The 17031-nt window shown below is 47.8% G+C and carries 15 protein-coding genes and 1 tRNA gene; 7 read left to right on the forward strand and 9 right to left on the reverse strand.

Annotated elements, in window-relative coordinates; genetic code table 11:
- Window positions 1-57: 57 nt before the first annotated feature.
- Both DC345_RS23795 and murQ read left to right on the forward strand, forming a co-directional pair.
- Window positions 58-1020 carry an N-acetylglucosamine kinase gene (locus DC345_RS23795; protein WP_113055302.1) on the forward strand — a complete coding sequence of 321 codons (963 nt, stop codon included), beginning with the start codon at window positions 58-60 and terminating at the stop codon, window positions 1018-1020.
- 22 nt (window positions 1021-1042) lie between these two features.
- Entirely contained in the window at window positions 1043-1948 is a 906-nt protein-coding gene (gene murQ, locus DC345_RS23800; RefSeq protein ID WP_113055303.1) for an N-acetylmuramic acid 6-phosphate etherase, read from the forward strand.
- Window positions 1949-2096: 148 nt separating this feature from the next.
- Here murQ and DC345_RS23805 read toward each other — a convergent pair whose 3' ends face one another.
- Complete coding sequence (locus tag DC345_RS23805; protein ID WP_064642976.1) at window positions 2097-2936, reverse strand: MurR/RpiR family transcriptional regulator; 840 nt, start codon at window positions 2934-2936, stop codon at window positions 2097-2099.
- 123 nt (window positions 2937-3059) lie between these two features.
- The gene (locus tag DC345_RS23810; protein ID WP_113055304.1) at window positions 3060-4289 is read right to left on the reverse strand and encodes an anhydro-N-acetylmuramic acid kinase; all 1230 of its coding nucleotides are present in this window, start codon (window positions 4287-4289) and stop codon (window positions 3060-3062) included.
- Window positions 4290-4586: 297 nt separating this feature from the next.
- Here DC345_RS23810 and DC345_RS23815 point away from each other — a divergent pair, with 297 nt between their 5' ends.
- Genes DC345_RS23815 through DC345_RS23825 form a run of 3 tightly spaced genes read left to right on the forward strand, consistent with a single transcriptional unit; the run spans window position 4587 to window position 7453 of the window.
- Complete coding sequence (locus DC345_RS23815; RefSeq protein ID WP_113055305.1) at window positions 4587-5411, forward strand: hypothetical protein; 825 nt, start codon at window positions 4587-4589, stop codon at window positions 5409-5411.
- A 24-nt stretch (window positions 5412-5435) separates the two neighbouring features.
- Window positions 5436-6857: an N-acetylmuramoyl-L-alanine amidase family protein gene (locus tag DC345_RS23820; RefSeq protein ID WP_113055306.1), complete on the forward strand. Its 1422-nt coding sequence runs from the start codon at window positions 5436-5438 to the stop codon at window positions 6855-6857.
- A 41-nt stretch (window positions 6858-6898) separates the two neighbouring features.
- Entirely contained in the window at window positions 6899-7453 is a 555-nt protein-coding gene (locus tag DC345_RS23825) for a GerMN domain-containing protein (protein WP_113055307.1), read from the forward strand.
- A gap of 170 nt (window positions 7454-7623) precedes the next feature.
- Here DC345_RS23825 and DC345_RS23830 read toward each other — a convergent pair whose 3' ends face one another.
- From DC345_RS23830 to DC345_RS23845, 4 genes are all read right to left on the reverse strand, one after another.
- Window positions 7624-9186, reverse strand: coding sequence for an MBL fold metallo-hydrolase (locus DC345_RS23830; protein ID WP_113055308.1), 1563 nt, complete (start codon window positions 9184-9186; stop codon window positions 7624-7626).
- Window positions 9183-10868 (reverse strand): ABC transporter permease, encoded by a 1686-nt coding sequence (locus DC345_RS23835; protein WP_113055309.1) that lies wholly within the window; start codon window positions 10866-10868, stop codon window positions 9183-9185. Before DC345_RS23835 ends, DC345_RS23830 begins: the two co-directional genes overlap by 4 nt.
- Window positions 10869-10950: 82 nt before the next feature.
- The gene (locus tag DC345_RS23840; protein ID WP_113055310.1) at window positions 10951-12027 is read right to left on the reverse strand and encodes an ABC transporter substrate-binding protein; all 1077 of its coding nucleotides are present in this window, start codon (window positions 12025-12027) and stop codon (window positions 10951-10953) included.
- Window positions 12028-12104: 77 nt separating this feature from the next.
- Window positions 12105-13121 carry an ABC transporter ATP-binding protein gene (locus DC345_RS23845; RefSeq protein ID WP_113055329.1) on the reverse strand — a complete coding sequence of 339 codons (1017 nt, stop codon included), beginning with the start codon at window positions 13119-13121 and terminating at the stop codon, window positions 12105-12107.
- A 170-nt stretch (window positions 13122-13291) separates the two neighbouring features.
- Between DC345_RS23845 and DC345_RS23850 the strand changes: the two genes are divergently transcribed.
- Both DC345_RS23850 and DC345_RS23855 read left to right on the forward strand, forming a co-directional pair.
- Entirely contained in the window at window positions 13292-14200 is a 909-nt protein-coding gene (locus DC345_RS23850; RefSeq protein ID WP_113055311.1) for a LysR family transcriptional regulator, read from the forward strand.
- Between the two features lie 144 nt (window positions 14201-14344).
- Window positions 14345-15205 carry a CYTH domain-containing protein gene (locus DC345_RS23855; protein ID WP_113055312.1) on the forward strand — a complete coding sequence of 287 codons (861 nt, stop codon included), beginning with the start codon at window positions 14345-14347 and terminating at the stop codon, window positions 15203-15205.
- A 259-nt stretch (window positions 15206-15464) separates the two neighbouring features.
- Here the strand turns inward: DC345_RS23855 and DC345_RS23860 are convergent, their stop codons facing one another.
- The 3 genes from DC345_RS23860 to DC345_RS23870 form a co-directional block, all read right to left on the reverse strand.
- A complete protein-coding gene (locus tag DC345_RS23860; RefSeq protein WP_053780037.1) occupies window positions 15465-16070 on the reverse strand; it encodes a short chain dehydrogenase in 606 nt (201 codons plus the stop codon).
- 139 nt (window positions 16071-16209) lie between these two features.
- The gene (locus tag DC345_RS23865) at window positions 16210-16848 is read right to left on the reverse strand and encodes a pentapeptide repeat-containing protein (protein ID WP_113055313.1); all 639 of its coding nucleotides are present in this window, start codon (window positions 16846-16848) and stop codon (window positions 16210-16212) included.
- Between the two features lie 87 nt (window positions 16849-16935).
- Window positions 16936-17006: transfer RNA gene (locus tag DC345_RS23870), tRNA-Gly, on the reverse strand.
- Window positions 17007-17031: the final 25 nt, after the last annotated feature.

The following is a 17031-nucleotide window of genomic DNA, read 5'->3' on the forward strand; positions in this document are numbered from 1 at the left end:
CATTTTATGCCTCTATACTATGTAAAAAGAAAACTCAAGCAATCGAGGTGAGCCACTTTGCGAGTATATGTTGGCGTAGATGGAGGCGGTACCAATACTGATGCAGCAATCATTTCTGAATCTGGCGAAATTCTCGCCCGGCTCAGCGGTGGTCCCACGAATCCTCACAGCGTACCACTGGAACAGGCCCTTTCCGAACTGCAACGAGTGCTGGAACAGCTATTTAATCTAAAAAGTGATTTATCGACAAATTGTGAAGGTATATGCCTCGGAATGTCAGGTGTAGATACAGTTCAAGAGCGGCAACTTATAGCCGACGCAGTAAATAACTATATGAAGAGCCGCAATCGACAGGGATCAGAAGGCTGTCCAGTCTGGGTTGTATCCGAAGGAGAGATTGCCCTGATGGCCACTCTTGGACATACTCACGGTGTATTGTGCATCTCTGGAACAGGGTCCATCGTGTACGGATTTACGCAGGAAGGAGAGCGGTACCGTTCAGGAGGGTGGGGTCATCTGCTCGGAGATGAGGGGAGCGGCTATCGTATTGGACAGCGTGCACTTCAAGCGGCTATGCAGAGCTATGACGGTGTTCTTCCTCCCACCCGTTTAACCCCGCTTCTTCTAAAGAAACTTAAACTTCGGGATATATCGGAGCTAAAGTCGCTGGTGTATCAGTCGAATTGGGGCAAAACCGAGACCGCATCCATCGCCCGTCTGGCTATAGAAGCAGCTGAATCCGGGGATGAGGCTGCCCGGGCACTGATCATCGATGAAGCTGCACAACTGGCGGATACCGCCAAGGCGCTGATTGCCCGTCATCCCGAATTTGCATCTACTCAGGTTGTCCTGTCCGGATCATTGTTTCGATACGCTGAACTTTTCCGAAATACATTTATCCAGAAGTTATCGGGATATTATGGAGAGTTGGACTTTGTATATCGTGAAGATGCCCCTGCTCCAGTGATTGGTGCAGCACAACTGGCAAGAAGACGATGTTTCCTGAATGAATCATTTTAAAAGAGAGAAGGAGGCCATACGGATGAATCACATGCTGAACTCACTACTAACGGAACAACCCAATCCACTAACGGATCATATAGATGAATTGCCTTCGGCAGAAATTATGGAGTTAATTAATAAGGAAGATCAACGGATTGCGGAGCTCATTCAACCCCTGATTCCGGTCATTGCCCAAGCGGCGGACCGAATCTTGGAGGCCTTTCAGTCTGGCGGCAGGCTGTTCTATGTAGGTGCAGGAACCAGTGGACGATTGGGGATACTTGACGCTTCGGAATGCCCACCTACCTACGGAACCCCGCCCTCCATGGTACAGGGTATTATCGCAGGGGGATTCCGGGCAGTGAAGGACCCGGTGGAAGGTGCTGAAGATAGCGAGGAATTGGGAGCCACGGACCTTGATGAACATGGATTAGACGAAAACGATGTCGTGGTTGGCATTGCAGCCAGTGGCCGGACGCCGTATGTGCTGGGTGCGATGAGACACGCCAAGAAGATCGGAGCTACGGTGATCAGCCTGAGTAACAACGCAGGTACGCCGATGACCCTTTTGGCTGATGTGAGCATCGAGGCTGTTGTCGGCCCAGAGGTTGTCATGGGTTCAACACGTATGAAAGCCGGTAGCGCCCAGAAAATGATTCTGAACATGCTTACGACTACCGCCATGATTCGTCTGGGAAAGGTTTATCGTAATTTCATGGTCGACCTGAACCCTTCGAATGAAAAGCTTGTCCATCGGGCCAAACGCATGATCCATCTGGCGACCGGAGCGAACGAAGCGGACATTGAACAGGCCTTTGCCGGAGCAGACGGTCATGTAAAAACGGCAATCGTCATGTTAATGGCAGGCGTGGACGCCGTGGAAGCTCAGCGAAGACTGGATCTGGCTGACGGATTTGTCCGCGCCGCCATTGTGGGGCCTTCCTGAGCCGTAAAGGGGTATGACTAGAGGTTGAATGAGAAGAGCCCGACATTAGTCTGGGTTCTTTTTTTGACTTTTTTATACTAAAAGCGGATATAGTCCTTCAAAAAAATCCCCTCCTGTATAAACAGAAAGGGATTCATATGATTCTACTTCACTTATGCTCCAGAATAGCCTGCCGGCTCTTCTCCAAATATTCCACCGACTGGTTGTAGTCGCGGCTGGCAATCGCCAGATACAAAATGTCGATCACGTTCAGCTGTGCGATGCGTGACGAAGTTGCTCCGCTCCGGATATCGCTTTCGGTGGAAGTAATCATCAGGGGTACATCCGCCAGACTGCTGAGCGTATTACTCCCCCACTTGGTAATGCTAATCGTTGCAGCACCGCCTTCACGAGCATGCTTCAGACAGGAGATTACGTTCGAAGTCTCCCCTGAATACGAGATACATACCACCGCATCATCTTCGCGAAGCGTCGTTGCAGACGAAATCTGCATATGCGGATCGGCGAACGAAAAGCTTGTGCGATTGATTCGCATGAACTTGTAGTGTGCATCCAGCGCAATCAGGTTTGAGGCCCCCACCCCGTAGAAAAAGATCCGGTTTGCCCGATGAAGCACATCCACTGCCTGTTCCACCAGACGCGGGTCCAAAATATGAACGGTATCCTTCACCGATTGAATATTGTTTGCGGACACATGCTGAATAATGCTCTCCATGGAGTCCTGGGGACGAATCTCCGTATATTGATATTGCTCACCTGTCTGCAAATCTCCGGCAATCTTCAGCTTTAGCTCCTGAAAACCCGTTACACCCAGTGATTTGCAGAGACGGATAATGGCAGCCGGGCTGCCCCCGCTCCGTTCAGACAGCTGTGCCACCGAGGACTGAACCGTCTCTTGGGGATGATCGAGAATGTAAGCTCCGATCTTCCGTTCCGACGGAGTCAAGTCATCCATTAATGCGCGTAAACGTACAAGTCCACCTTTCATGCCTTCCATCCGCTCCTCCTTTCCGTACTGCCTTCATGTACAAGCATTTTATCCTATAATTCCAATAGAGTCTAATTGATTAAACGCCCTTGCATCACCAACTCATTCAAAAGCCTTGCTGCACTACAGTGTCAGGTGGCCCGATATTACGGCGTGTTTTGCGCCGGTTACTGCCGGGAGCGTGTTCGTTCTACCCATAAGTGCCTCATGGCCAAGGAGGGCAAATCCAATGGCCTCGCGGGCATCATCTGGTATACCATAGTCCGCTGTTCGCTCCAAACGGATGCCTTCCGGGAGTCTCTGACGGATCATCTCCATTAACGTGGCATTGGAAGTGCCGCCACCGCAGGCGAGCATAGCCGATATGTGCACCTTAGGCAGGATAAAATCCTTCACTGCTCTCACGATCGTCTCCGCGGTCAGACAAGTGGCGGTAGCCAGCGTATCTTCCAGGGATAAGGAACGCGCAGCGGCCATCTCCATCAAGCGTGATGCGTATGCCACACCGTACACTTCACGTCCGGTACTCTTGGGAGGCAGCCTTTTGAAATAGGTATCGTCCAAACAGAGATCTATCAGATCCTGATCGAACTTTCCCTGTGCGGCGATGCTTCCATTCGGATCATAGTGCTGCCGCCCACCTGTCGCCTGGCGTACGATCGCGTCCATCACCATATTGCCAGGTCCCGTATCAAAAGCCGAAATGCCTTCATTAGAAGACGCTGATGGCAGCACCGTAACGTTGCCAATACCACCGATATTTTGCACCAGACGTCCTTCCTCCGGACTGCGGAACATCAACGCATCGGCATAAGGGGTAAGTGGCGCTCCCTCCCCGCCAGCCGCCATATCCCGTGCCCGCAAATTGCCGATCACTGGCAGGCCCGTTCGTTCACGTACAACGGCGCTTTCGCCAATCTGTAACGTGGATACTACTGGAAGACTCTCGCCTGCTGGGCCTGGAAAAGCCGAGGCTACTGGTGCGTGCCATACAGTCTGTCCGTGCATGCTGATCGCATCCACCTGACCGGATGAGATTCCTGAGGATCGAATAAGCTCTCTGACACTGTGAGCATACCACTCCGATACGCCAAAATGTGCAGCCGTCAGCTCATCCACGCGTGCCGTCTCTGGTGAACATAGTCGAATCAGCACTTCTCTCAATTCATTGGAGTACGGTACGCAGACGAAGTCAACCAGATCGATCTTTTGCAATGCCCCGCTGTCATCTGTCAGAATACGCACCAATGCCGCATCCGTCCCGTCGAGGGACGTGCCTGACATCAGTCCAATGATGTAATGCTCCCGTTTCAAGCGATATTGCTCCCACATCGGATAGCTGCCTTTATCCATCCATTCACAACCTCCCGCCAGCCCCGATGAACACGTCATCCTGCCATAATTTCACCCAGTATATGATATAAAATTTCACAAGTCAAATATTTTATGAAATTTAATTACACTTTTTCAATCATGGCTAATCTTTGTCCAAACCGGAATGCTCACAAGATGTTTTCTCTGTATCAAAATAGATAAATAACGATCAAAAAAGAAACATTTTTACAATTTTACCGTTTATATAACGAAGGTATATTTTGGAATCGATATGTTGAGGGTTATAAACTGTCATCAGCGGAAGGAGATACCAAGATGAACAACGCTGCTATTTGGTTTTCAACTGTGTTATTACTGGGGGGATTGACGACTACATCGTCATCTATTGTTGGTGCCAAACCAGCCACACCAGAACAAATTTCACAACGTTCCGTTAATGCGCCTTCTGTAACTCCTTCCATCTATTCAAGCGTCAAACCGTTTAAAAAGAGCAACAGTACCAACAAAATCATCTGGAAAGGAGGAAATATGACTTTAACCGCTACTACAGTGAAGTTGGAAGGTAAGCCCACATTTGAACAAAACGTAATTCAATCCATTGTCGTCACCAAGGGGAACCAGAAACATACGATTGAAACGAGTGATTTGGAGGACAGTTGGCTCGATATCACAAGTGTTGTTGCCTCCAACTCCAAGACATGGCTTGCTGTAAACGCAAAACGCAGCTCAGGAAACACTCTGATGCTGCTTAACCTTCAAACAGGTGACAAGACGGAATTAAATGAACGCTTGAAAAAAGCAGGAAAGAAAAACATAGAAACCATTGCAGCCTATAACTGGGCACCCAACGAAGATCAGATAGCCTTCTCTTACGGAGATCCCTCCAAGAGCTCACTAGCCATCTACAATGTAAAGAAAGAGAGCTTTATATACCTGCCAAGGGCAACCAATTATATTAGTACCAATCTGATTCTGTGGCAAAAAAACGGAAAAATACTGGATTACATTAGTGAGTACCCATCTGATCAAATGATACTTTATAGGTATAGCATAGAGAGTAACAAGGTGAAGCCTGTTAAGAAAATTAGCCGTAATGAGTTTGCCGAATGGTTCAAGTTGGATAAGTATCCCACACCGTAACGATAAATAGTAGAGGTGCACATAATGAAGAAAACGATTTTACTCCTGTTTTTGAGTCTGTTTTTGCTGGTTGTACTCCCTCATCAGGGAAATGCCGCTGCAAACACATCGAAAATCTTCTTGGACGGCGAGGAATTAATCCTCCCAAGTGACGTTCAGGTGACCATCGTGAATAAAAATGTGATGATTCCGATCCGTGTTGTTGCCGAGAATTTGAAATTCAAAGTGGATTGGAATCAAGATACACGTAATGTAAAGATTCAGCAAAATGACAAAACGATTTCTTTAACCGTTGATCAAAAGCAAGCCATGGTCGCTGACAAGCAAGTTACCCTGAACACAGCCCCACTCATTTTAAATAACACCACGGTGGTACCCATTCGATTTGTCAGCGAACAAATGGGACTCAACGTGAAATGGAACAACAAGGAGAAGATTGTATACTTAATCAACACAGACACCAGTAAAGTACCCAATGTTGAGCCGGGCAACGGTTCAGAAAACGGTAACTCAACATCATTAACACATGTTACCGATATCCAATTTGCCAACAATCAGCTCGTCGTGTCTATGGATGGCGAATCCAAACCCGTGATGACGACGTTGAAGAACCCCGATCGATTGGTTGTGGATTTGCCCGGAGCAGTATTTGGTGATCTGCCGCAACCTTTGAATCAAAACATGAATGGCAAATTGAATGTAGACGCATACCCCAATGTAAAGGAAGTTAGGTATTCTCTTTTTAAACAAGACCCTGGTCAAGTTCGAATTGTCGTTGAATTGAATCAGGTGAAGGATGTACAGTACAGCCAGAACATCATTGCCGATAAACTAATTATTGATCTGAATGTTGCTGGAGATAATGCCGCCACCGTTCCTGTAACTCCTGCAGGTGATTCAGGACGCAAGGTCGTTGTCATCGACCCAGGCCATGGGGGTAAAGATCCAGGTTCAACCAGCATCACCAACAAACCCGAGAAAGAATACAATCTGGCATTGGCTCTCAAAGTACAAGCACTGCTTCTCAATGAGCCGGATATCGAATTGGTGATGACTCGTGACGGTGATACTTATCCCACTCGCCCGGAGCGTGTTCAGCTCGCGAATCAATTAAACGCGGATGTATTTGTATCTATCCATGGCAATAATGTGGAGTCCTCACCCCAGGCGACAGGTACAGAGACGTTCTACTATCAACGCAGCAGCAGCAAGGAATTAGCTAACATCATTCATCAACGTTTGGTTAAAGCCATGGGGCTCAAAGACCGTGGTGTGAAAAATGGCAACTTGGAAGTGATCAGAGATACAACCATGGCTGCAGTACTTTTGGAAGTAGGATTCCTGAGTAACGTTATGGATGAAGAGCTGATGTCGTCCGATGTTGTTCAGATGAAAGCCGCTCAGGCGATAGCAGATGGAATTAAGGAATATCTGGGTATAAATTAAATGATAAAACATAATGTAAATATGCTGGAGGATGTGATCCATTGAAAACGAAATTGGGATGTGCACTCGTCTTATCCTTCTTAATGATGGTTGGCATTGGTTGTGCTCAGAAACCAGTCAGTGAATCCGGATCGGCCGAACCTGCTGTTCAGGGGGGACAGTCACCAAACCCATCCGAAACAAAGGTGGATCTGGGCACAATGAACACACAAGCGGTTGATGTGTATTTCGCAGACGCCCAGGTACTGGAACTTGAGAAAAAAGAGCAGGAAATTGAATACAAGGACGATTCCGAGAAATACAAAAAAACATTTGAAGCTTTACAAAGCAATACCGATTCGGAGCTTGTATCCCTCTGGGAAAAAGTCGAATTGCTCTCCCTACAGTATGGCGACGGCAAAGTCACTTTGGATGTTCATATCCCGGATGAAGCCAAATTAGGAACCAGTGGCGAGCTGCTTGCATTGGATGCATTGACCCAGACGATGTTTCAATACGATGAAGTAGAAAGTATCGATATACTGGTGGACGGTGAAGCCCTGGATAGCTTGATGGGCCATTCAGAGCTGGAGCATCCTATTCAGCGCGAGCCCTAATCTAATTTTACAAGATACCAGATGATATCCGAATGATTCTCTCCTTGAATCGTCTCCTTTGCATGATGAGAAGCATAACTTCTCATCATGCTATTTTTTATTAAAAATCCACATTCAAAAAGACGTCCACAGGGACGTCCTACATCGATACAATCTTTATCAAATTCAACTTACAGATACAGCTCATCTCCAGGAGATAGCGAATGCAAAATCCCTTTGCCCGAGACCGATTTTTCGCTGAGCAAGCCTTCTCTCAGTTTATCCGTCTCTGCCCGATCCGCGTGTACAAGTACCGTATGCCTCGCAGGAATCTGATGCAGCATTCTCTCGACATCCTTCCAACCCTGATGCACCTTATAACGAATCTTCTGTACCTCGCACGCTCCGTGTTTTTCAGGATTCTGCAACAGCTTGTAAGCATAGGTGCCGGCAGAGACATGCCCAGTGAGCAGTACCAGATTATGTTCATCGTCCGCAAACTGGCTATAGTACCAGCGAGCAAGAGAGGACTGCATCATCCCGTCCGGAATGAACCACAAAGAGGCAGCATGTTGATGCAGCAGCCGCTCTCGCTCTTCCTTTGTCACAGGCATTTCCCATCCATGATCCCTTAGAAAACCCCCAATCGCTTCCTTCACAGAACCCGGTATGTGTCCTTCCTTTTCCTTTAGCCAATATGGAGCACGCAAAAGCTGCTTCAGTCCGTCTACCAGCCCTTGTTCCACTACAATCGGAACGTCCGGGAACTGCTGCTGTGCCCACAGCATGATTTCCTGACCACGCCCCACCGAGGGCATAGGCATTAGCACCTTTCCACCCCGGGCAATCGTCTCATGAATGGCCTGTTCCAGCTGCTCCAGCTTGTTGTCTTGCGTATCGCGATCTGTTCCATAGGCGGCATCCATAATAGCCAAATCCAGCAGACCAATTGAAGGTGCTTTGTTCACTTCTACTCTCTTAGATATGGCATAGGCATCCCCTTGCTCCACAGTTCTACCTGCTGATACGTGAGATCGTAACATCCCTTCGGATGCAGCAAAGGGAAGAGTCTGCGATGCGGAGGGCTCTCCTGCAACAACATGCCCACCATTCACAACGGTTCGTATATCCGATTTCCAACGTTGACTAACTGGGGCATCGTATCCACGCCTGTTACGTGGTACCCTTGCCTGCCAGAGTACATCTGTTGGACAATCCGCCTGCAAAAGCATGGATTCGGAAGTGTAATCACCGGAATAGAATATGTGCTTATCTTCCATTTCCAGCCCGAACCATACCGATCCTGCAAGGTGTCCACTGCGCCCCCACACCACCGAGACGCCAGGGACCATTTCAAACCAGGTACCACCCTCGGCTTCGTCCTCCAAAAATCGGTAGCGAATCCGTTTTTCATCGCCTTCTTCGTATGGGAGGGTGTGTCCTGCTCTCTCCATATTTCTTCGCCAAGCTCTGAAGTAGGTGTCCAATTGCTCCCTGGTTTCCCGCGTCGTCCATACTTCACCCTGATATCCCATTCTATAGAGCAACGGAATAGCAACAGAATGATCCTCATGGGCGTGAGACAACAAGACCACATCCAGCTCTTTAACGATTTCCGGTTCAATCAACGGATACTCCCCGGCTCCTTCTTTTTTCACGCCACAATCCAGCAAAAGTTGAACCCGGCTCCCGCTCAGGAGATAGGCAGAGCGCCCGTGTTCCCCGGCGCCGCCCCATACCTTCAGTTTAATCATGATGCATTCCACTTTCTCTTCGAATTCAATAGTTCAATGCCGAGCAGCATCAGTACCGTCATGCCGACTGTTACAACAGCCATGGCCATTCCAAGCGACACCTGGCCTTGTTCAAACTGTGCAAAAATATACGTTGCTGATGTCTGCATCGATGGAGGCAAAATCAACAGTGATCCCACCAGCTCCCGGGTGGCAATAGTGAATGTCATCATCCACCCAGCCAACATACCGGGGATAATCAGAGGCAGAAGAATGCGCCGCAGAATATATAACGGTCTTCCGCCAAAGACCTGACCCGCCTGGAACAACGCTCCGTCGATCTGAGTGAAGCTTGATTTGACATACTGCACCGTGTACGGCAAGAAGAGTACCACATACGTCAGAACAACCATTCCGTACGAGTTGTACAGAGTGAACGGCATCCATGGTGAATTCCAGAACAGGATGAGACCCACCACCATGACAATGCCAGGTACCGTATTCGGCAGCAGACTGAACAGGTCAATGACACGCTGCATAAAGGAAGACGATTTACCAATCGCCAGTGCAAAACCTGTACCGATAATAACCGCAACCGTTGAAGCTGCCAGTGAAAGCCCTAGGCTGTTCCCGATGGCTTTCATACTAACTGATCCCCAGGACAGCAATTCCCGGTAGTGATCCAGCGTCAGATTGTCCAAGGACAATCCCGCACCGCGCAGCTTCATGGTCGATGCAGCAATAATGGAGAAATACGGAATGCCCACCGACAGAATCAGTAGCACTGCGAGATACACCCCGCACAACCAACCGGTTCCACCTCGCAGAGAGTACCGTTTGGAACGCTGCCCTTTGCCTCCTACCAGACGGTAGGTGAACTTTCGACTCATGGCAGACTGCATGTACCACATCACCAGACATACCGACAGCAGAACCGATGCAAGCGAGGTTGCCTTGCCAAAATCAATCGGCCAACTGGAGATATACTTGTGGATTTCAGAGGTCATGACATAATAACCAATACGGCGCCCGAAGGTGGCCGGTGTTCCAAATTCCGCAATCGTTTTGACAAAGACAAGCATGATCCCCATGCCATAGGAAGACAACAGCAGTGGCAAAATAATGCGTCTGAATCGGTATCCCGCACGTCCCCCGTGCACCGCTCCCGCTTCTTCCAAGTTGCCTCCAATGCGAATGATGGCATCCCGAAGCAATAGATACAGGAAAGGGAACAGATGTAGGCTCATAATGAGCACCATGCCCCAGAAGCTGAAGAACAACTCACTCCAGCTCGCAGCGGAGGGCACCCATTGCTGCAGATATCCTCCTTTTTGCATAAACAGAATCCATCCCATGGAGCCGATATACGGCGGGGTCATGAACGGAATCATCAGGATCACGTCCACCCAGCGATGCTGACCCATGCGGGTCTTCGCCATCATCCAGGCCAGTGGCAATGCCAGCAGCGTTGTTACAGCTACCACGCAGATCCCCAGCCAGACGGAATTCAGCAGAACACCAGATAAATGCTGTCCGGTAATGGTCCGAATCGGAGCCATCCAATCCCATTTCCCATCCGGATACACACTTTGCCAGAAAATCAGCAAGAGCGGTACACCAATGCTTATCGTTAGCAGAAAAAGGGCCAGAATCACGCCCACTCTCCGAAAAATACGGTTGTTGTCTACTACAACAGGTTTCACTACGATTTCACCTCACATGACTTCCACAAGACAATCGTCTCTTCACTCTAAGTCGCTCTAGTTGCTCGTCATAACACTATTCTTATTTAAAAGTCTCGGAGAAACGTGCCGCTGTCTCATCTCCGTGTTCACTCATCCAGTTCCAATCCACTTTAAGCTGCGGAATATCTTTTAGATTTGCCCGATTAGCCGCCTCGATGTCTTCACGTCCAGGAATCAGGTAAGCATCTGCAACAAGCTTTTGTGCCTCATCAGACAACAGGTAATCGATAAATGCCTTGGCATTCTCCACATTCTGACTCGATTTCAGAATTGCTGCCGGTCTTGGACTGATTACAGTCCCTTCCTCTGGATATACGATGTCCAGCGGTTCACCTTTGGACTTGGAGGAATACGCCATGTAGTCCACACCAGCTGCTACGATGCTTTTCGCTCCCGTAATGACCGGGTCAAGCGCTTCCTGATTCGCTCCTGCCATTGCTACACCATTTGCCTTGTAGCTATCCAGCAAGTCCCATCCCTTATCTCCATTCACACTCAGGTAACCCGTAATGAAGTCCAGCGCTGAACCGGACAGTGTAGGATCAGGGATATTGACTGCGTCCTTCCAGGCAGGTGTTGCCAGCTCAGCCCAACTGGTTGGTGGCGTGGACACCAGCTTCGTATTGTAGACGATTCCGAGTGCCGAAGCACTGGAGCTAAAATAGTTGCCGTCGGCATCCGACCAATCCTTGTTCAGCTTGTCTGAATTTTCTGCATCAGGATATGGAAGTGTTAGACCGTCCGCTTTCAGTGCTTGTGCCGAAGGCAGGGAGGCCAGGATAACCACGTCCGCTACCGGATTGGATTTTTCAGCTTCCATGCGAGCCAGAATTTTGCCTGTCGTGCCCTGGAACATCTCCACTTCAATGCCCGTCTTGGCAGTAAATCCGCTGATGATGTTATCCGCCAGCTTCTGAGGTCCTGCACTGTACAATACCAGCTTACCGCCGGCTGGTTTTGTTGTTTCCGCCGATGCAGTAGCCGTACTGCCTTCCCCAGCAGCTTGACCCGCATTCCCGGTAGTTGAATTACCTGTACTGCATCCGAACAAACTGATACTCATTACCGCTGATAATAACAGCATCGCGCTTCTTTTCCGTGTTTTCATACCCAACATTTTCATTCCATCTCCCTTGGTTTCTGATTATATTTGTATTCACGTTTCTGCAAATTCACGCTGTATGCTCATCATGATCAGTTGGCTGCTGCGATGAACTCTCTAGGCTTTACAATCGGAGTATCTTCTCCGTTCATTCGGCAGATCCGCTCCGGGGCTACATAGAGCTGAACCTTCTCCCCTACGCGTACTCTTCGATCCAGATAGGCTGTCCATACACCCAGTCCCTCCATCTGCACCCGAATTTCATAACGTTCACCTACATAACTGACGCTGAGCACTACTGCCTGATAACACAGATCATCATGACCTGTTTTGCTCCAGGAGACATGTTCCGGTCTCACCATGGACTGATTAGGCGTAAGCCAGTTGGACTTTCCGATAAACGAAGCAACAAAAGGATCGCTTGGCGATGCGTAGATCGTTTCCGGGGTTCCCTTTTGCAATATGCGCCCCTTCTCCATCACCACAATCTCATCCGACATCGACATCGCCTCAACCTGATCATGGGTGACGTACAGCGCTGTCAGTCCCATGTCCCGTACCAATGACATCATCTCAATTCGCATCTCTTCCCGCAGCACGGCATCCAGTGCACTTAGTGGCTCATCGAACAGAATAATCCCCGGTCTTACTGCTACCGCTCTGGCAAAAGCAACCCGTTGCTGCTGTCCTCCCGACAGCTGATGAGGATAACGATCCTCCATGCCTTGCAGGCGAACCATGCCAAGTGCTTCGGTCACCTTCTGGCGTAGATCAGACTTCTGCTTTCCAGCCTTCAGACCGAACGCCACATTTTCGTATACTGTCATATGCGGCCATAATGCAAAATCCTGAAACACCATGCCCAGATTACGCTTATGTGTCGGTACATCTATTCGCTTCGTCGCAGAGTAGAAACTCTTGCCATCCGCAACGATTTCTCCCGCATCCGGTTGCTCCAGCCCCGCCAGCATGCGCAGCAACGTCGTTTTGCCACAGCCGGATGGGCCGAGTAGCGTCGTGAACTGTCCATGCTGAAGTGTTAAATCTGTGGGCAGCAGCGCGGGAGTGCGATTGAATGATTTTTGAATTCCCCTAATTTCCATTTCCATAAGCATCCCTGCCTGTCTTCTTGTACTGTTCTCAGTCTAACGTCCGCCTTCGCGAGTTGTATGTTAGAAATGTAAAATGGGAATTAACTTTTTAGATGAATTCTGTTGATCTTCATAGATTAAATCTATATAAGGTGATTCAAAGTTACCGGAGAGGAGTGTTGAGTTCGTTGAACCTGATTAAACTGCAAATTGTTGAACTTATTGATAAGCATCATCATATGACCAGCGTGGCCGAGCTTCTCGGTATCAAGCAGCCTACTGTTACCTTTCATATGAAGTCTTTGGAGGAAGAGATGGGGGTGCGATTATTCGAATCGCGTAGTGGAAAGACGTTTCTCACCGAGGCTGGACAAGCCCTTTTACATTATTCCGTCAAAATCAATGCCCTGACCCAGGAAGCACGCCGGGTAGTACAGGAATATGACAGCCTCTATCGGGGCACCCTGCACATTGGAGCGAGTTATGTACCTGCAACATATCTGCTACCGCCTATTTTGAATACATTTTCTCAGGAATTCCCCGGTATTCGAATTATGTTATCGGTCAAACCTTCACCCGTGATCCGTGAAATGTTGATCCGTCACCAGATTGATCTGGGTGTGATCTCTTCCGAGCCATTCGTAGGTCCGGTACTGCAAGCAGAAACACTATGTGAGGATGATCTCGTATTAATCTGCTCTCCACAGCATGCCTTGGCTCAGAGAGATGTGCTAAAACCTGAGCATATGGCACAAGTTCCCTTTGCACTGCATGGCAATGAATCCAGCACTCGACGTTTAACCAACCAATGGCTGGAGCAACATGATATTCGTCTGCGGAGCACCGTTGAGATGGACTCTCTGGAAGCAATCAAACAGTTGGTTCTACTCGGCGGTCATATCTCGTTCATGTCACGAATGGCCGTACAGTGGGAAGAGCAGCATGGACTGATCAAGGTCCTCCCCATTCCAGGTGAGCAGGCTCCGCGGCATATTTACACCGTCCACAACAAGGATCGTCATCCTTCAGTCCAGGTAAACCGCTTCAAGGAAGTACTGCGGGACATGAGTCACAGCCTCTCTCTTTTTAATTCATGATCCTGCTATCCCATATAAACTATCGATTGGCATTCATCAAATCTATGCAGGGTTAACGCAACGAGCCCTTCCATTTAATCGCTTTCATATACTCGGACGATAAAGTGGGTCTGTACGTTAATCCAGCCTAGGGAGTGATTGGTTTTGAAAAAATGGAAAAAGGTAACCGCCTCATTCATGCTGAGCATCGTGACATTGGGAAGTGGACTGACGTTTCTGGAAGCACCACAGGCCTCAGCAGCAGCTAACGCCGTTCCCGCTTATGAAGTGAAGTTCCTGGCTAAGCCGGAGCTGGTATTAAACACAGATGGGACACCACGCAGTGAAGTCATTCAGACACTTGGTTTGAGCTCCACAGCAAGAAACATTAGTGCAGAGTATTTCGACACCAACACGCTCAACCTGGATCAACAGGGATGGAATGTCCGTTTTCGGAAAAAGGATGACAAGAACAATTATGAACTGACTTATAAAAAGCGCTATCCTGTTATTAATGGTGATGTTAATGCAGCGTTGACTCTGGCTAACCAAGAAGGATTTGATGCGTCAGATGATAACTACGAGGCTGAAATTGACTGGGGATATGGCAAACAAACCTTGAGCTTCTCCAACACTAAAAAGGTGGATACCAAAGCTACCGGCGTACAACTTCCATCACAGCAGGAAGCCTTGAGCATGTTATTGGACAAGCTGCCTGGCAAATTAAAAAATTGGTCCTCCTCCAACTGGGGTAAACAACAACTCACGGCATCCCGTGCCTACGGCCCGGTAACATTCCAACGTTATGAAGGCACATGGAATGGACAGGAACTCACCCTTGAAGTATGGCCGATTCGTAACGCAGCAGGCACAGGTGTAGAGAATATCGTAGAGATTTCGTTCAAAACAGCAGATTCTACAGCTGTTTCCGGACTGCGTACCCAACTGATGCAAGTGCTGGAAAACAAAAACTGGCTCATTCCAGCAGATGGTCTGAAAACTCAGCTCATCTTGGAAAGATATTAACTAGTTGTTGCAGTCTATACTGTATGAGTCCATATATTGTTCCTAATGGGGTAAGAATCAGCACAGCTTGAAACGTAAGCATGTCTGTGTTCTTAATGAAACGAAATGGATCATAGCCGTTACCCTTACAGTATCGTTTAAATATACAATGATATGTTTGGTTTATCTGCACATTCAAACCTAAATTCCTTTTCATCCAAAACAAAAGGAGATCAACAGGAACATTCTGTTGATCTCCTTTATTTAATATTCCATACAGTTAGTATATTTTAAAGGTCTGGGCTGTTTCGATCCCAAGTGCACTCTGGATAAACGTATTGGCGACCCGCTCCACAGGCACCGGATTAAATCCGATAAACACACCCTTATATTTCTCTGCGGATTCAACAAACAGGTTTGGACTGACTGAATTCAGACGTATCCCTCGGGGTAACTCATACGCTGCTGCTTTGGCAAACGAATCAATTGCACCGTTAACCATAGCACTGGATGCGCCTTTCAGAATGGGATGGTCCTGTATAATGCCGCTGACCAGCGTAAAGCTTCCCTTATCGTTGATGTAGTGCTGCCCAATCAAGACGATGTTCACTTGACCAAGTAATTTCCCCTGCACACTAATCATGTTGTTCTCAGGGGTCAGCTCCTCCAACTTCGCATAATGGGTCTGGCCTGCTGCAACAATGACATAATCTATATTAGTCACCGTTTCAAAAAGGGATGTAATACTCTCTGTGGATGTCATATCCACCTGGTAATCACCGGATTGCCTGCCGGCTGTAATGACCTCAACGGAATATTCTTGAAGCTTCGCAACAACAGCCTTGCCTAATGTTCCATTTCCTCCAATAACCAGAGCCCTTTTCATAATGCGCCTCCTTTTTATCAGTGAAAGCATGAAATTGTACATTCATTGATCTCTTCATTTAAACAAAGATCACTCGCATAATCAAACATGCGGCAAAAGAAATAATTAGCCCCAACTCTCATTACAAGTCCCAGCAGCGCTACTTCACAATTAAACCTAATAGACCAACAAAAGAGGCTGCTTGAGCATCTGAGATGATGCATCCGTTCAGATCCTCAATATCCACGTGTAATCTTTCAAAGCTACAGTCACTAAGGTCCATTCCCTTAAGCTTAACACCAGACAAAAGAGCTTGATCTATATTGCATTCAGAAAACTCCAATTTTTGGGGAGTAGCTTCGAAGAAATCGCCGCTCACCAGAGAACATTCCGTGTACTTCACCTGTTTAAACTTGGAGAATCGAAATAAAGATAGGTCAGCTACACAGCCCTGAAAACTTACATTTTGGAGCCTGCTGTTTGCAAAATTGGTACCAAGCAATTTACAGTTTCTAAATTCTGTCCGGTGGAGGAAAGAACCGTTAAAATCCATATTAGACAAATCGCATTTATCAAAAATCACATCAGTAAGCTCGACCTCGGGGAGAGAGGACTGGCTAAAGATCACGTTCTCAAAGACCACTTTATCGAAGGAAACCCTGCTGGCACTCTGATTCTCAATAGAGATATTGGTGAATCGCCCATGCTTGATTTCTTCTTTACTCTCCCATGCTTCTAAAGTTAACGATAAGTCTTCGAGTTCCAGTGGAATCTTTGGCGCTTCTATTTTATTTTTCATAAGTCCTCCCACTATATTCTTATTTCAGCTTACTATATCAAAAAGAGCTCTTGCAATAAGCAAGAGCTCTCTTTGTTGTTACCATGAAGCGGGTGATGGGAATCGAACCCACGCTATTAGCTTGGAAGGCTAAAGTTCTACCATTGAACTACACCCGCATACAAAAATCGGGATGACACGATT

This window comes from Paenibacillus taichungensis, from assembly GCF_003287275.1.
Classification (GTDB): domain Bacteria; phylum Bacillota; class Bacilli; order Paenibacillales; family Paenibacillaceae; genus Paenibacillus; species Paenibacillus taichungensis_A.

What these genes read in the sequence shown, in the direction of transcription:
- murQ (WP_113055303.1), top strand. Translation starts at nt 1,043, where the DNA reads ATGAATCACATGCTGAACTCACTACTAACGGAACAACCCAATCCACTA.
- DC345_RS23805 (WP_064642976.1), bottom strand. Translation starts at nt 2,936, where the DNA reads ATGAAAGGTGGACTTGTACGTTTACGCGCATTAATGGATGACTTGACT.
- DC345_RS23810 (WP_113055304.1), bottom strand. Translation starts at nt 4,289, where the DNA reads ATGGATAAAGGCAGCTATCCGATGTGGGAGCAATATCGCTTGAAACGG.
- DC345_RS23815 (WP_113055305.1), top strand. Translation starts at nt 4,587, where the DNA reads ATGAACAACGCTGCTATTTGGTTTTCAACTGTGTTATTACTGGGGGGA.
- DC345_RS23820 (WP_113055306.1), top strand. Translation starts at nt 5,436, where the DNA reads ATGAAGAAAACGATTTTACTCCTGTTTTTGAGTCTGTTTTTGCTGGTT.
- DC345_RS23830 (WP_113055308.1), bottom strand. Translation starts at nt 9,186, where the DNA reads ATGATTAAACTGAAGGTATGGGGCGGCGCCGGGGAACACGGGCGCTCT.
- DC345_RS23840 (WP_113055310.1), bottom strand. Translation starts at nt 12,027, where the DNA reads ATGTTGGGTATGAAAACACGGAAAAGAAGCGCGATGCTGTTATTATCA.
- DC345_RS23845 (WP_113055329.1), bottom strand. Translation starts at nt 13,121, where the DNA reads ATGGAAATGGAAATTAGGGGAATTCAAAAATCATTCAATCGCACTCCC.
- DC345_RS23860 (WP_053780037.1), bottom strand. Translation starts at nt 16,070, where the DNA reads ATGAAAAGGGCTCTGGTTATTGGAGGAAATGGAACATTAGGCAAGGCT.
- DC345_RS23865 (WP_113055313.1), bottom strand. Translation starts at nt 16,848, where the DNA reads ATGAAAAATAAAATAGAAGCGCCAAAGATTCCACTGGAACTCGAAGAC.